Genomic DNA, 15,575 nt, shown 5'->3' with positions numbered 1-15,575 from the left:
TTACAGGTCTTCTGAGCCGAGCAGCATCTCGGTCAGCCCGCGGCCGGCCTTCACCATGGGCCACACGTTCTCGGTGCGGTCGGTGATGAAGTCCAGGAAGACGAGGCGGTCCTTGTGCTTCTTGAATGCTTCGCGCAGCGCCGGCTCGACATCTGCCGGCCGTTCAATGCGCAGCCCCACGTGCCCGTAGGCTTCGGCCACCTTCACGAAATCGGGCAGCGAATCCATGTACGACTCGGAATAGCGCGACCCGTAGTCGATCTGCTGCCATTGCCGCACCATGCCCAGGAACCGGTTGTTCAGGCAGACGATCTTGGGCGTCAGGTGGTACTGCTGGCACGTGGAGAGTTCCTGGATGTTCATCTGGATGGACGCCTCGCCCGTGATGACGGCGATGTCGGCGCCAGGATTGGCCATCTGCACGCCCATGGCGTACGGCAACCCCACCCCCATCGTGCCCAGGCCACCGGAATTGATCCAGCGGCGCGGCTTGTCGAACTTGTAGTACTGCGCGGCCCACATCTGGTGCTGACCGACATCCGATGTCACAAAGGCGTCGCCGCCGGTGACTTCCCAGAGCTTCTCGACGACGTACTGCGGCTTGATGACTTCGTCGGAGTTGGCGTACTTCAGGCATTCCTTGCCGCGCCAGACCTCGATCTGCTGCCACCACTTTTCGAGCGAAGGCGGGGCCTTGACCTCGGCGCGCGCGGCGTCGTACTGCGCACTGAACTCGGCCAGCACGTCCTTGACGTTGCCGACGATGGGCACGTCGACGCGCACGCGCTTGGAAATCGAAGAAGGATCGATATCGATATGGACGATCTTGCGGGCGTTCTGCGCAAAGTGGCGCGGGTTGCCGATGACGCGGTCGTCAAAGCGCGCGCCCACCGCCAGCAGCACGTCACAGTGCTGCATGGCCATGTTGGCTTCGTAGGTGCCGTGCATGCCCGGCATGCCGACGAACTGGCGGCTGGTGCCCGGCATGCCGCCCAGCCCCATGAGCGTTGTGGTGCACGGCGCGCCCAGCTGCTCGACCACGCGTTGCAGTTCGGCAGCGGCATCGGACAGGATGACCCCGCCGCCAGCGTAGATCATGGGCCGCTCGGCGGCCAGCAGCATCTGCACGGCCTTTTTGATCTGGCCCTGGTGACCCTTGGTGACCGGCGCGTACGAACGCATGCTGATCTCGCCCTTGGGCGGCACATACTTGCAGGGTTGCAGCGTGATGTCTTTGGGAATGTCGACCAGCACCGGGCCGGGCCGCCCCGTGCGGGCGATATAGAACGCCCTGCGCATGGTCTCGGCCAGGTCTTTGACGTCGCGCACCAGGAAGTTGTGCTTGACGCACGGACGGGTGATGCCCACCGTGTCGCATTCCTGGAACGCGTCTTCGCCTATGGCCGCAGTGGGCACCTGCCCGCTGATGATGACCATGGGAATTGAATCCATGTAGGCCGTGGCAATGCCGGTGACGGCATTGGTGACGCCCGGACCGCTGGTGACGATGCACACGCCCACCTTTTGCGATGCGCGCGAGTACGCATCGGCGGCGTGCACGGCGGCCTGCTCGTGACGAACCAGAATGTGCTTGAACTTGTCTTGCTTGAAAATCGCGTCGTAGATGTACAGCACCGCGCCGCCGGGATAGCCGAAAACGTGCTCGACGCCTTCTTCGGCCAGGCAGCGCACGACGATATCGGCGCCTATGGTTTCCATGTTGTATTCCTTTCAGTACCGGCTCTGTTTTCCTGACCGTCGCCCGCCCGGATATGGCGGCGACTGAACCCGGACCGGAACCGGCAACATGATCCGGCGCTTTGAGACTCACGGAGCCTCGCCACCCGGACACCCTGCCGACCCGGCACGCGTTCGTCGGGAACGCAGCGCAAACGCCCCTGGGGGACGCTGGAGGTCGAAATGGAAGCCTTGGCAACACACGCTTGTGGCGCGGCCAAACGGCAGTTATTACTGGCGCGCAGCACCCGGAATGTAGCCCGGGCAGCCCGTTGGCCTGATCGCCGGCTTCGGATAGACACACCGGCGCAAGAAAGCGACTTTACCGCGTTGCGGCATCGGTAGCAAATCGACACGCCGCCCCCGCCGGGCGACCGATCCGGCCCCCAAAACCGTCGCATCTTTCTATACTTGGGCCGTCATCCCTTTCATCGGCCGCTACATGGACCTGCGCATCGCCGCCATTCCCCGCTTTCTGTACAGCCACTACTTCTTTGGCGGGGTGCGGCAAGGGGTGGGCATGCTGCTGCCGGTCATGGTGCTGGGAGGGGTGTTCGGCCAATACAGCATCGGCCTGGTGGCCACCTTCGGCGCGCAATGCCTGGCCATCATCGACCAGCCCGGGGGGCCGCAGCAGCATCGCACCAACGAGATGCTGGGCGGCGCGGCGCTGGCCACCGCCGCGGTCACGATCACCGGGGCCGCCTCGACCTATCCCCTGCTGCTGTGGCTGCTGGTCATTGCCCAGTGCTTCCTGTTTTCGATGTTCTCGGTGTTCGGCAAGCGCGGCGGGCTGATCGGCTTTGCCGGGCTGTTGATCATGACGCTGACCATGCACAGCCCGCTGACGCCCGACCAGGTGCTGGCGCATTCCGCCGCCACCCTGGGCGGCGCGCTGTTCTATCTTCTGTTCAGCGTGGGTTTCAGCCGGCTGCTCTGGTTGCGCGAGGAACGCCAGGCCATGTCGGTGGCCCTGTTCGCCACAGCCGACTACATGGCCGCGCGCAGCCGATTCTATGACGAGGCCACCGACCTGGACGACATCTACCCGGCCCTGATCCGGTCGCAGTCCGTGATGACCGAGAAGCACCAGGCTGCCAGGGACATCGTGTTGCGGCGCCTGCCGCGCGGACACGGCTACCGCGATGCCGAGAAGGTGATGCTGTGGAACCTGTTCGTCGACATGCTGCAGCTGCTGGACACGCTGGTGGCCACCCACACCGACTACGCCACATTGCGGCGCGGCCTTGCCGGCCACGACTGCCTGATATTCATGCGCGACGCGCTGGCCAAAATGGCGATAGAGCTCAACCGCATTGCGCTGGATGTGTCGCGCGGCAAGCACAGCAACCCGCGCAGCAGCACGAAGGCCGAACTGCGCGCGATCGAATACGAAATCGAGCAGTTCCGCGCGCAGGGCATGGCCGAGCGAGATCCCGAAATGCTGGCCCTGATCGTGCAGGTGCTGCGCCGCCTGCGCAACGCGGCGCGCATCGTGGGCAAGCTGGCGGCCCATACCGAAGCGCGTCCGGATGCCGAACCCACCAGCGCCGTGCGCATCAATAAATCGCTGACGCAGTTCATGTCGCGCCAGGAGCTGCGCCTGGGCATGCTGACCAGCAACCTGCGGCTGGATTCGCCCTACTTTCGCTACGCGGTGCGCGTGGCGCTGGCCGGGGCCATCGCCATGGCGATGATAGGCGGCTGGGTGGCTCCGCAGCTGACGGCCGCGCACAGCTACTGGGTGCTGCTGACCATCATCATCATCATGAAGCCGGGTTTCGCCCTGACGCGCCAGCGCAACGGATTCCGGCTGGTGGGCACCTTGATCGGTTGCATGCTGGCGCTGGCGCTGTTCCGCGTGACGAACCGGCCCGAAGTGTTGTTCGTAGTGCTGCTGGCGGCATGCATCATGGGCAACAGCCTGGTGCAGTTGAATTACATGGCCAGCGCCATATTCAATACATTGTTCGTGGTTCTGGTGTTCCACTTCGTGGCGACCGGCACGGTATCCATGGAAGTGATAGGCGAGCGGGCGCTCGACACCGCGCTGGGCTGCGCCATTGCCCTGGTATGCAGCTATGTGCTGCCCTGGTGGGAAGCGCGCTACATGAAGCCGCTGGCGCGCGCGGCCACCAACGCCAACCGCGAATACCTGCGCACGGGCCTGGAGTATGTGCGCGCCATGCAGGCGTCGGCCAGCGGCGAGACGCCGGCCGACGATATGCCCTCGGCCGAAGAAGCCGACATCGCCTGGCGCCTGGCGCGCAAGAACGTTCATATCGCCTTCAGCAATTTTGCCGAAGCCTTCTATCGCATGATCAGCGAGCCGCGCTCTCACCAGAGCAATGTGCCCGAGTTCAACAATCTGCTGATCCAGAACCACATCATGGCTTCGCAGATCACTGCGGCCGTGCCCCTGCTGGCCAATCTGAAAGACACGCCGCCGCCCATGCGCAAGGCGCTGGTCGATATCGTGGACATGCTGGACGACCGCCGGCCGGCGCCCACGAACCTGCCCGCGCAATTCGATACCGAAGGCGACCTGGCGGCGCTGGCCTACCCGCTGAAGCAGATGTTGCGGGCCTCGACGCAGATACGGCAGGAACTGGCCGCGGTGGCCGACCCGCCTCAGCGCCGCCCGGTGGCAACGGCCGCCTGAGCGGCGCGTTTGCGCGTGCTAGCGCGCCGCGGCGCCCGCGCGCCCGGGCCAGAAATACCAGGCCGCGGCCGCCACCTGCAGGACCAGCACCACGCCCCAGGCAGCCAGATGGGCGGCGGGCGGATAGCTGCCCGCGGTACGCGGCCACAGATCGACGATCCAGCCCATGCCCACCTGGCACAGGAAGATGGTGATGAACATCAGCAGATTGGTCGTCGAGGCGACACGGCCCAGCAGTTCGCGCGGGAACTCGCCCGCCAGCAGCGCGTAGACCAGGATGTTGGCCGAGCCGAACGCGCCGTAGCTGGCCCACAGCACGCCCAGCGGTATGGGCGCCTGCATCATGATCAGGGCCTGCGTCAGCAGGAAAAGCACCATACAGGCGCCCCCGAACCCGTATAGCCCCAGCCCCATGCGCTCGAGGCGGCGCGCCAGAGCGCCCAGCCCGACATTGCCCGCCATCATGGCGATGCCAAGCAACGACACCAACCCCGCCGCATAGGCGGCATCCAGGCCGTTGACATCATGCAGATAGGGGCGCGCCCACAGGGATTGCACGCCATAGAAGGCCCCGCCCGTCATCACCGGCAGGGACACCAGCCGCCAGAAGCGCGCGTCGCAAAGCAATGCCCATGTGCCGCGCCACTGCTCGGCGAGCGTCGGCACGGGGCGATGACGCGCGCTTTCGCGTGGCGCGCCGCACCAGATCAGCGCCGCCACGGCCACCGTGAAAAACGCCAGCGCCACGCTGACGGCCTGCCAGGAACTGCGCGCCAGCACCCATGACAGCGGCGAGCCGACCAGCACCCCGCCAAGTCCGCCCACGGCCATGACCAGCCCGTTGACCAACGGCAGGCGCGCCAGCGGGAAGTTCTGCGCCAGCGCCTGGAAGGCCGCGCCCAGGCAGACAGCTACGCCGGCGCCGATCAGCAGGCGCCCCAGCATCAACCCCGGCAAGCCGTCGGCGTACCCGTACACCAACGTGCCCAGCGCCGCGAGCAACAGCATCAGCGCGTTGACGCGCCTTGGACCCCAAGTGTCGAGCAGCAGCCCGCCCGGGATCTGCATCAGCGCAAACCCCAGGAAATACAGGCTGGTCAGCGTGCCCAGGTCGCCCGCCGATAGATTGAACTCCTGCGTCAGATAGGGGCCGAACCCAATATTGACGCCCCGGAACAAGTACGAAACCAGGTATCCCAGCGAAAACACCAGAAAGACGCGCAGCCCTGCGGACATGGCGCGCGCCTAGACCTTGCGCCGGAACACCAGCTTGTCGGGGCTCGAAGCCGACGGATCGTACGCGTAGCCTTCGCTGTCGAACTTCTGCAAGCCTTCGGGTTTGCCTACCTTGTGTTCAATGGCGTAGCGGGCCATCAGCCCACGGGCGCGCTTGGCGTGAAAGCTGATCACCTTCCAGGCGCCGTTCTTCCAGTCCTGGAACACGCATTGCACCACGCGCGCCTTCAGCACTTTCAGGTCCACGGCCTTGAAATATTCTTCGGACGCCAGGTTGACGACGACAGGCGTTTTCTGCCCCGCCAGGCGTTCGTTCAGGTAATCGGCGATGGCGCTACCCCAGTATTCGTACAGGTTCTTGCCTTTGGGGGTGGCGAGCCGCGTGCCCATTTCCAGGCGATACGGCTGCATCAGGTCCAGCGGGCGCAGCACGCCATACAGGCCGCTGAGAATGGCCACGTGTTCCTGCGCCCATTCGAGCCGGGCCTGAGACAGCGTGGCGGCCTGCAGGCCTTCGTAGACGTCGCCGTTGAAGGCCAGCACGGCCTGCCGGGCGTTGTGCTGCGTGAACTTGCGCGACCAGGCGGCGTAACGCGCCACGTTCAGCTCAGCCAGCGCCGGGCTCAGGCTCATCAATCCGGCCACTTCGTCCGCCGACAAGGCCTTCAGCACCTTGATCAGGGCCGCGGCCTGGTCAACAAACAGAGGCTGGGTGTGCTGCTCGATATGAACAGGGGTGTCGTAATCCAGTTTCTTGGCAGGGGAAAGCAAGAACAACATATTCGGGGGGTTCCTTGGTTAGTCTTGTGTCTGTTGCGCAACGCGCCGATCAGCGTGCCGTCCAGCCGCCGTCCACCGAGATGGTCGTTCCGGTTACTTGCGCGGCGGCGTCCGACGCCAGGTATACGGCCGTGCCGCCCAGTTGTTCGGGCGTGACGAATTGCAGCGACGGCTGTTTTTCGCCGAGCAGCTCGCGGGCGGCCGCGTCCTGGTCGATGTGGTGTTGTTCGGCCAGCGCGGTGATCTGTTTTTCGACCAGGGCGGTGCGCACCCATCCCGGGCAAATTGCGTTGGCGGTAATACCCGTGCCTGCGGTTTCCAGCGCGGTGACCTTGGTCAGCCCCACCACGCCGTGCTTGGCGGCAACATAGGCCGACTTGTTCGCGGAACCGACCAGACCGTGCGCCGACGCGATATTGATGATGCGCCCCCAGCCCTGCTTCTTCATGTGGGGCAAGGCGGCGGCGGTGCCGTGGAACACGGCCGACAGATTGAGCGCCAGAATGGCGTCCCACTTCTCGGCTGGAAATTCTTCGATCGGCGCAGTGTGCTGGATGCCGGCATTGTTGACCAGGATATCGATGCGCCCCAGCGATTGCACGGCGTTCTCGACCAGCTGCCGCACCGCGTCGCCGCGCGACAGGTCGGCGCCGTCGTACAACACTTGCACACCATGCCGGCTGGCAAGGTCGGCGCGCAGCTTTTCGATCTGGGCGGCATCGCCAAAACCGTTCAGGACGACATTGGCGCCCTGCTGGGCGAATGCGGCGGCGATCCCCAGCCCGATACCGCTGGTGGAACCGGTGACCAGTGCGACTTTTCCTTTGAGCATGCAATTCTCCTGTCTGGATCGGGCCGCGCCCGGGTGGGAAGGCCGGGCTCAAGTTTAGCCGCGCGCGATCCGCATCCACCCGCGAGGCCCCACCCCCGGCGCGGGCTTGGCAGACACCCCCACCGCCGACAAGGCGGCCGCTCCTTGCCGAACATCAATCGGAAATTTTCTGATATAGTTGCGGTCTTCGTTTTTTCGGAAGCGAAGGTCCGGACGTCTGCCAGACGACCACGGCGCCCAGCGCCGCAGGCGGCGTCCCACCGGGCTTGCCCGGCACGGAAATCGGACACCGGAGAGGTGGCAGAGTGGTCGAATGTACCTGACTCGAAATCAGGCGTACGGTAACCCCGTACCGTGGGTTCGAATCCCACCCTCTCCGCCAGTTGGATGTCCCAAGGCGTCCAGCGTACCCAGAAGACCCGCATCAGCCCCCAAGGCCTTGCGGGTTTTTGTTGTTTGGGCGGATACACGATGGGCGCCTGACCAAGAGCATCTGCCTGGAGACGCGGACACGCTTGGCGGCTTCGCATCGGCTGCCAGGCAGCTGCGGCAAGGCCTGAAAATTGCTGACGCGCTGTTGTCGCACTGTATTCCGTAATAATTGCAGGCAACGATCGGCGCGCGCGCCCTTCGCGATGGCGTGCGCGCCGCGGGATGACCATGAGCCCCAGACACAAGAAAATCCTGCTGATTGCTATGGCTTGCCTGCTGACGCTGCTGGCGGCGGGCGCGTTGGCCATGCACCTGGCAGCGCGCGTGGTCGAGGCGCGCATCCTGGATTTCATGGGAACTACCGGGCGGGCGGCCGACATCGACGTCGGGCTGAAAGAGGTGGTATTGCACGATGTGGTGCTGGGCGCGCCGGAAGGCTGGCCCGCCGAGCAGACGCTGCGCGCCCGCCGCATCGTGTGTACGCCGGACTGGCGCAGCCTGGTGTCGCGGCGCCTGGTACTGGATACGCTGGTGGTCGAAGACTATTACATGTCGGTGCGCCGCTCGCGGGACGGACTGGAAATATTGCCCACCCTGACCGCGCGCGCCCGCGAAAAACGCCAGGAAAGCGCGGCCGAAGGCAAGGACCCATCCGAGCAATGGCAAACCGAAATCGGCAAAGCCACATTGCGCAATGGCGAAGTGGATTATTACGACGCCATTGTGTCAAAGCCTGCCCACAAGGTGTCATTGAACCAGATGCAGGCGCAGATCGGCCCGCTGTATTTTCCCAAGCGCGATGAGCGCACGTTGTTGCAGGTAACCGGCCGCGTGCCGGCCAGGACGCATACCGGCACGGTGGAGGTCGATGGCTGGCTGGCCGCGGCCAGCCGGGATGCCGACGTGCGCAACCGCCTGGCCGGCGTGGCCGTGCCGGCGTTGGCACCCTACTTGTACAAGGGCTCGGGCGCCACGATGACAGGCGGCACGGTTGATCTGGACATGCGCACGCGCATCCAGAAGCGCCAATTGAATGCCGCCGGCCATCTTGAACTGCACGGCCTGGAATTCGGCGGCAAGGGCGATACGCTGGCGTCGCTGCCGCGCAAGGCGGTGCTCGCCGCACTGGAGGACCGCAATGGCGAGGTCGCGTTCGACTTTACGCTGACGGGCAATCTGGACGATCCGAAGTTTTCGCTGGATGACAACATCTCGATGCGCCTGATGGGCGGGCTGGCCAAGGCCATCGGCGTCAGCGCCAAGGGTGTCGCCGAAGGTGTGGGGGGCGCGGTGCAGGAACTTGGCAACGCCCTGTCGAACCTGGTGGAGCAGAAGTAGCCGAGGTTCGGGCCAGCGGCGCCGACCCAACGCCGGCGAGCGCCTAGGGAAGCCAGGCGGCCGAAAGCGCACCCAGCACGGCGCATCCGGCAACTACCAACCACGCCGGCAACCGCCATGCCGCCAATGCCATCAAGGCCAGCAGGGCCAGGACATAATCCGTCGGCCGCAGTATCGCGCTGGTCCATACGGGGTGGTACAGCGCTGCCGCCAGCAGGCCCACCACCGCCGCATTGATTCCCGCCAGCGCGGCGCGCACGCCGGCGCCATGCCGCAGGCGTTCCCAGTACGGCAGGGCTCCGGCCACCAGCAGGAACGACGGAAGAAAAATAGCCGCCAGGCACAGCGCGGCGCCCGCCCAGCCCGACGGCTGGCCCGGCAGCGAAGCGCCGATAAACGCGGCGAACGTGAATAGCGGCCCCGGCACGGCCTGGGCGGCGCCGTAGCCGGCCAGGAACACGTCGTTATCCACCCAGCCGGGCGGCACAACTTCCGCCTGCAGCAATGGCAGCACGACGTGCCCGCCGCCGAATACCAGCGATCCTGCGCGATAGAAGGCATCGGCAAGCGCCAGCACATGGTCCGGATGCAATGCTGCCGCCATCGGCAGGCCGACGAGCAAGACAGCGAATACAAGCAGCCACCCGGCGCCGGTGCGACGCCCGATGGGGACAGGCAGTGCCTGTGTACCCGGCGGGCCGGACGGGGCCAGCCACAGGCGGCCGACCAGGCCCGCGACCGCCAATATGGCCACCTGGACCCAGGCGTACGGCAGCAGCGTGGCCGCCCAGGTTGCCGCGACCATGATGCCGATGGTGCGCCCCGTGGTGCAGAGCGAGCGGGCCATGTTCCATACGGCCTGCGCCACGACGGCGACTGCGGCCACTTTCAGCCCGTGCAGCAGGCCCGGCGGCAGGGCCTGCCCCAAATGCGAGATTCCCAGGGCAAACAACACCAGCAGTACGGCTGAAGGCAAGGTGAATCCGGCCCAGGCGGCCAGCGCGCCGCGGTATCCGGCGCGTGACAGGCCCAGGGCCATGCCTACCTGGCTGCTGGCCGGCCCGGGCAGGAACTGGCATAGCGCCACGAGGTCCGCATAGGCGCTTTCGCCCAGCCAGCGCCGGCGCGCCACGAATTCGGCATGGAAATAACCCAGGTGGGCCACCGGCCCGCCGAATGACGTAAGGCCCAGGCGCAGAAAAACCAGGAACACCGCCCAGGCGGAGTCGCGCATTGCGGTGGCGGACATAGATATCGTGGATTGGCCGGAACGCCGCCATGCTAACCGAACTGACATGACCGCCGCATGTCGGCGGGCACACCAGGTGATACGATGACCGCATGCGCCCCGCCCGGCCGCATCGGCCGCCGTCTTTACGCCAGGAGTCCGCTTGTTACTCGAATATCTCAAGTACGTCGGGCTGGGCCTGGTGGCCCTGCTGCCCGTGGCCAACCCGCTGGCCAGCGCCACTTTGCTGCTGGCGCTGAGCCAGGGCTACACCACCGAAGAACGCAATCGTCAGATCGACCGCGCCACCCTCTACGTGGCCGCCATCCTGCTGGTGTGCTTCTACGCCGGCAACGCCATCATGTCCGGGCTGGGCATTTCGATACCCGGCCTGCGCATCGCCGGCGGGCTTATCGTGGCCTACCTGGGCTTTGGCATGCTGTTTCCCGCTACGACTCCGAGCGAAACCGCCGTGCAGCTGGACATGGCGCCCAGCGAACCCGATCTGCAAGTACAGACGCCGCGCGGCCCCATACGCCCCAAGCCGCGCGATATCGCCTTTATTCCGCTTGCAATGCCCGGCACCGCAGGCCCGGGCACGATCGCACTGATCATCAGCGGCACCTCGACGCTGCGCAGCCATGGCGACGGCATGCTGTTTCTGCACCACCTGGCCGCGATCACTGTGGCGATATTGTTGGCGCTGTTGTTCTGGATTTGCCTGCGCAGCGCCGAACGCGTGGTGCATGTGCTGGGTGAATCCGGCATCGATGCCGTGGCGCGCGTGATGGGGTTCTTGCTGGTTTGCCTGGGCGTGCAGTTCGTCATCGATGGCATTTTCGAACTGGTGGGCAGAACACCCCTGGGTTGAAAAGCCGCGGCGACGCGGCTGACGACCGCGCAGCTTACGGCACGGCCGGCGGCTCGATCCAGAAGAAGCGCTCGCCTTGTTGAATCATCTGCGCCACACCCTGGGCGTCCAGGCGGAAATCGGTGCCCATCAGGCTCGCGCCTCCGTCGTCATGGATATGTATGACGGCCAGCGGGTCGTTCGCCATGGTGTACCAGTAATAGCCCGGCTTGAGATCATGGATTTCGTTTTGCATGAAGGCAGTATATCGACAAAGTCCCTCATGAAGTCCCGGATGCGGCGGCCCCGCAACACCGAACCTGGTTCTTGCAGCAAGCCTGGCACGCCCCTTGGTGAGCAGATGTAACCTGGCGGGCCCGCCGCCGACGGCGGGCGCTAATTTCAGCTGATTTCAAGCCTGGCATTGCCCTCTGGGCCGCATGAATGCTGCAACACAGCAATGGGCGGATGCGCCGCGCGGGCGGGTGTTGCGGTTTGTCGCCATTGCAGCCGTCCTGTTCATGAATGTTGCAAGACTATGGCCGACAATGAGACCGTCATTCAACTCGGCTGCTTGCGCAGCAAGGGCAGGTACCCATGAAGAAGTGGTTTATAGCGGGAGTCGGCGCCGCTGGGCTGCTGATGGCAAGCGCGGCGATGGCCCGTGTAGACATCGGTGTGTCGATCGGTATTCCGGGTGTTGTGTACGGCGCACCGGTGTATGTGGCTCCACAGCCGGTATATGTGGCGCCCCCGCCCCCTGTGCACTACCACCCCGTTCCGGTGTATCGCCCCCGGTACGTGCACCCTGTGCCGGTTTACTACGGCGGACACAAGGGCCACCACAAGCACAAGAAACACTGGAAGCACAGCCACAAGGGCCATCATCATCACCACCACAAGCGCTGACCGGGCGCCGTATCGATATCAATGAAAAAGGGCGGCTTTATGCCGCCCTTCTTGCATCCCACCGCGCCGTTTCGCCGGATGCGGCGGGTGGCGCAAGCCGGTTTACCGGCACACGCCGGGTTTTTCCGGCCGAGCGGCGGCCGGCACGGAATCGGGCCTGCGCCGCGGACTGCTGGGCGCCCGCCACCAACCGTTATGCGGACGTGTGAGCAAATTCAGGTTCACCATTGAAACGCACTCCATTAATGCCCTCGAACACCTGCAGGCAATGCTGCTCGGCTTCGGAACGGGTTGCGAACGGCTGCTGGCCGGGTATCGTCCAACTCTTTTCGGGGGCGTTGCCGCCAACGCGGCGCGTCCAGATTAGCACCTGGTAGCCCTGCGAGCCGTCTTCCACGACATCACATCGGACACGAAAATCACCGATCATCCTTGAACTCATGTCAATCACTCCCCATCATTGACGAACATCCGGTACACGCATCGGCGCATATTGTGCCCTAAAGATGCGGCCCTTTTTTAGTCACGTACATTTGCTGACATCAAAGACCAAGGATTGACGCCAGCATAATTTATTAACAAGACCGCAACATTACAACGGCGCGCGCCAGCAATCCACCATCAGTCCCCCAAAAAAAACGGAGCCATGCGGCTCCGTTGGAAGGCGGGCTGCCGGAGCGTCAGGGTTGCAGCACGGTAAGCCCCCCCATATAGGGCTGCAGCACCTTGGGCACCAGGACACTGCCATCGGCCTGCTGGTGGTTTTCGAGCACGGCCACCAGTGCGCGGCCCACCGCCAGGCCCGACCCGTTGAGCGTATGCACGTAATCGGGCTTGCCTTGCGCCCCCCGGAAGCGCGCCTGCATGCGGCGTGCCTGGAAGGTTTCGCAGTTGGATACCGACGAAATCTCGCGCCAGGTGTTCTGTGCCGGCAGCCAGACCTCGAGGTCGTAGGTCTTGGCCGAGCCGAAACCCATGTCGCCCGTGCACAGCAGCACGACCCGGTAAGGCAGTTCGAGCAATTGCAGCACGTGCTCGGCATGGCCCACCATCTCTTCGAGCGTGTCGTACGACGCATCGGGATGGGTGATCTGCACCATTTCGACCTTGTCGAACTGATGCTGCCGTATCATGCCGCGCGTGTCGCGGCCGCCGCTGCCGGCCTCGGAACGGAAGCAAGGCGTATGGGCGGTCAGGCGCAGCGGCAGGTCGCCCTGCGCGATGATGCTGTCGCGGGCCACGCTGGTCAGCGTGATTTCCGAAGTAGAGATCAGGTATTGGTCTTCGCGGGCCAGCACGTTGCCCCGTTCGTCGACTTTGGGCGCGTCGTCGTCGCCGCCCTTGGTGACGAAGAACATGTCGTCCTTGAACTTGGGCAGCTGCCCGGTGCCGAACAGCGTGGAACTGTTGACGATGTAGGGCGTGTAGCACTCGGTATAGCCATGCTGGCCGGTCTGTACGTCCAGCATGAACTGCGCCAGGGCGCGGTGCAGGCGCGCGACCGGGCCGCGCATGAACGAAAAGCGCGCCCCCGACAGCTTTGCAGCGGTGTCGAAATCAAGCCCCAGGGGCTCGCCCAGCGCGACATGGTCTTTGGGGTCGAACGGCAGCGGCGGCGGGTTGCCGTCGGCACCCGGCTGGCCGGGCAGCCAACGGCGCACTTCGACGTTGTCGTCGGCCGACGCGCCGATCGGCACGCTGGCATGCGGCAGATTGGGCACGGCCATCAGCATTTCGTTGAGCGACTGCTGCACCGATGCGAGATCTTCCTCGAGCTGCTTCAGGCGCGCGGGTATGGCCTGGGATTCGGCCATGACGGCGGATGCATCCTGGCCTTGCGCCTTGAGCTGGCCGATCTGCTTGGCCAGCGCATTGCGGCGCGCCTGCAAGGATTCGGTCTCGGTTTGCACGGCCTTGCGGCGCGATTCGAGTTCGTTGAACTGTTCCGTATCGAAGTCGACGCCGCGGGCTTTAAGGCGGCTGACGACGGTTTGCAGGTCTTTGCGCAGCAGGGTGGGATCTAACATGGACGAAGTGTTCAAGTGTGAGTAGAGGCGGCGGGCGCGCGGCTATCGTTTCCGCGCCCGTTCCTGGGCATCGAGTTCGCGCAGGAACGCCAGCTTTTGCTGGATTTTAGCCTCCAGTCCGCGATCGGTAGGCCGATAGAACGTGGCCTTGATGCCATCGGGAAAATACTGCTCGGCGGCTGCGTAGCCATGCGGCTCGTCGTGGGCGTATCGATACGCGCGGCCATGGCCCAATTGTTTCATCAACTTGGTGGGCGCGTTGCGCAAATGCAGGGGCACGGGCGCGCTGCCGTGTTCAGCGGCAAACTTGCGGGCTGAATTGTAGGCGTTATATACAGCATTGGACTTGGCGGCGCACGCCATGTAAACCACAGCCTGTGCCAGCGCCAGCTCGCCTTCGGGCGACCCCAGGCGCTCGTAGATGTCGGCGCCATGAATGGCCAGTTCAGTGGCGCGCGGGTCGGCCAGGCCGATGTCTTCGATCGCCATGCGCACCAGGCGGCGCGCCATGTACTTGGGGTCGGCGCCGCCATCGAGCATGCGCGCGAACCAATACAGCGCCGCGTCCGGGTCGGACCCGCGCACCGCCTTGTGCAGGGCGCTGATCTGGTCATAGAACGCATCGCCGCCTTTGTCGAAGCGGCGCAGGTTCTGCGACAGCGAGGTCTCGAGCCAGCCGGCGTCGACGACGTCGCGGCCGGCGGCCTGCGCGGATTCGGCCACCACTTCGACAGCGCTGATCAGCCGGCGGGCATCGCCGTCGGCCCATGCCGCCAGTTGCTCGCGGGCATCGTCGGTGAAACTGACGGGCGCAGCGTCGTCGCGTCCTTCGTTCAGGGCATGTACCGCGCGATCCACCAGTTGCTGCAGTTCGTCGGCGCTGAGCGACTGCAATACATAGACGCGCGCCCGCGACAGCAGCGCCGAGTTGACCTCGAACGAGGGGTTTTCGGTGGTGGCGCCAATGAAGGTGAACAAGCCGCTTTCGACATAAGGAAGAAATGCGTCCTGCTGTGACTTGTTGAAGCGGTGCACCTCGTCGACAAACAGGATGGTGCGGCGGCCCTGGCCTTGCGCCACCTGGGCGGTGGCCACGGCATCACGTATGTCTTTGACACCGCCAAGCACAGCAGAAATGGCGATGAACTGCGCGTCGAACCCATCGGCCATCAGCCTTGCCAGGGTGGTCTTGCCCACGCCAGGGGGGCCCCAGAAGATCATGGAGTGCGGCCGCCCCGACTCGAACGCCACGCGCAGCGGCTTGTCGGGGCCCAACAGGTGTGACTGGCCCACAACATCGGCCAGGGTGCGGGGGCGCAAGCGCTCGGCCAGCGGAACATAGGGCCGGTGCGCGGGATCGGCAGCGAAGAGATCTGGACTCATGCGGTGGATATACAACCGGCCATGCGGTGGTGACGCGACCCGCTCGGCCTGCGCGGTGCAACAAAGCACCCATTACACCATGTTGGCGCGCCGACTTCCGCCCCCCTCTTCCCTACCTCGCCCTACGGGTTAGCCCCAACTGCCTTTGTAAATTATTTTCA

General features: G+C 64.8%; 13 protein-coding genes and 1 tRNA gene. 5 read left to right on the top strand and 9 right to left on the bottom strand.

Going from position 1 to position 15,575, the window contains the following annotated elements:
- Positions 1-1,719, bottom strand: coding sequence for an acetolactate synthase 3 catalytic subunit (locus CAL18_RS03605; RefSeq protein WP_026638409.1), 1,719 nt, complete (start codon positions 1,717-1,719; stop codon positions 1-3).
- Positions 1,720-2,179: 460 nt separating this feature from the next.
- Here CAL18_RS03605 and CAL18_RS03600 point away from each other — a divergent pair, with 460 nt between their 5' ends.
- Positions 2,180-4,399, top strand: a complete 2,220-nt coding sequence (locus CAL18_RS03600; protein WP_026638410.1) for an FUSC family protein — start codon at positions 2,180-2,182, stop codon at positions 4,397-4,399.
- A gap of 18 nt (positions 4,400-4,417) precedes the next feature.
- Here CAL18_RS03600 and CAL18_RS03595 read toward each other — a convergent pair whose 3' ends face one another.
- From CAL18_RS03595 to CAL18_RS03585, 3 genes are read right to left on the bottom strand one after another with little or no spacing between them, the layout of a single operon-like run.
- Positions 4,418-5,635, bottom strand: a complete 1,218-nt coding sequence (locus CAL18_RS03595; protein WP_026638411.1) for an MFS transporter — start codon at positions 5,633-5,635, stop codon at positions 4,418-4,420.
- Positions 5,636-5,644: 9 nt separating this feature from the next.
- Positions 5,645-6,415 carry a peroxide stress protein YaaA gene (gene yaaA / locus CAL18_RS03590; protein ID WP_026638412.1) on the bottom strand — a complete coding sequence of 257 codons (771 nt, stop codon included), beginning with the start codon at positions 6,413-6,415 and terminating at the stop codon, positions 5,645-5,647.
- A gap of 49 nt (positions 6,416-6,464) precedes the next feature.
- A complete protein-coding gene (locus CAL18_RS03585; RefSeq protein WP_094796077.1) occupies positions 6,465-7,247 on the bottom strand; it encodes a 3-hydroxybutyrate dehydrogenase in 783 nt (260 codons plus the stop codon).
- 291 nt (positions 7,248-7,538) lie between these two features.
- Here CAL18_RS03585 and CAL18_RS03580 point away from each other — a divergent pair.
- Both CAL18_RS03580 and CAL18_RS03575 read left to right on the top strand, forming a co-directional pair.
- Positions 7,539-7,629 (top strand) — tRNA-Ser (locus CAL18_RS03580).
- Positions 7,630-7,907: 278 nt separating this feature from the next.
- A complete protein-coding gene (locus CAL18_RS03575) occupies positions 7,908-9,017 on the top strand; it encodes a DUF748 domain-containing protein (protein ID WP_170940279.1) in 1,110 nt (369 codons plus the stop codon).
- Between the two features lie 43 nt (positions 9,018-9,060).
- Here the strand turns inward: CAL18_RS03575 and chrA are convergent, their stop codons facing one another.
- Positions 9,061-10,266, bottom strand: a complete 1,206-nt coding sequence (gene chrA / locus CAL18_RS03570; RefSeq protein WP_026638415.1) for a chromate efflux transporter — start codon at positions 10,264-10,266, stop codon at positions 9,061-9,063.
- Positions 10,267-10,408: 142 nt separating this feature from the next.
- Between chrA and CAL18_RS03565 the strand changes: the two genes are divergently transcribed.
- Positions 10,409-11,116 (top strand): MarC family NAAT transporter, encoded by a 708-nt coding sequence (locus tag CAL18_RS03565; protein ID WP_026638416.1) that lies wholly within the window; start codon positions 10,409-10,411, stop codon positions 11,114-11,116.
- A gap of 34 nt (positions 11,117-11,150) precedes the next feature.
- Here CAL18_RS03565 and CAL18_RS03560 read toward each other — a convergent pair whose 3' ends face one another.
- Positions 11,151-11,351, bottom strand: coding sequence for a hypothetical protein (locus CAL18_RS03560; protein WP_038851964.1), 201 nt, complete (start codon positions 11,349-11,351; stop codon positions 11,151-11,153).
- A gap of 341 nt (positions 11,352-11,692) precedes the next feature.
- On the opposite strand from CAL18_RS03560, the gene CAL18_RS03555 reads away from it, so the two are divergent.
- Positions 11,693-12,004, top strand: coding sequence for a virulence factor (locus CAL18_RS03555; protein ID WP_081745614.1), 312 nt, complete (start codon positions 11,693-11,695; stop codon positions 12,002-12,004).
- 193 nt (positions 12,005-12,197) lie between these two features.
- Here CAL18_RS03555 and CAL18_RS03550 read toward each other — a convergent pair whose 3' ends face one another.
- The 3 genes from CAL18_RS03550 to CAL18_RS03540 form a co-directional block, all read right to left on the bottom strand.
- Positions 12,198-12,446 (bottom strand): hypothetical protein, encoded by a 249-nt coding sequence (locus CAL18_RS03550; RefSeq protein WP_026638417.1) that lies wholly within the window; start codon positions 12,444-12,446, stop codon positions 12,198-12,200.
- Between the two features lie 238 nt (positions 12,447-12,684).
- Complete coding sequence (gene serS / locus CAL18_RS03545; protein WP_026638418.1) at positions 12,685-14,031, bottom strand: serine--tRNA ligase; 1,347 nt, start codon at positions 14,029-14,031, stop codon at positions 12,685-12,687.
- Between the two features lie 42 nt (positions 14,032-14,073).
- A complete protein-coding gene (locus CAL18_RS03540) occupies positions 14,074-15,414 on the bottom strand; it encodes a replication-associated recombination protein A (RefSeq protein WP_026638419.1) in 1,341 nt (446 codons plus the stop codon).
- Between the last annotated feature and the right edge of the window lie 161 nt (positions 15,415-15,575).

Source organism: Bordetella genomosp. 7 (genome assembly GCF_002261415.1).
Lineage (GTDB): Bacteria > Pseudomonadota > Gammaproteobacteria > Burkholderiales > Burkholderiaceae_B > Bordetella_A.
The sequence above is the reverse complement of the archived record's forward strand: the minus strand, read 5'-3'. Positions and strand labels throughout refer to the sequence as shown.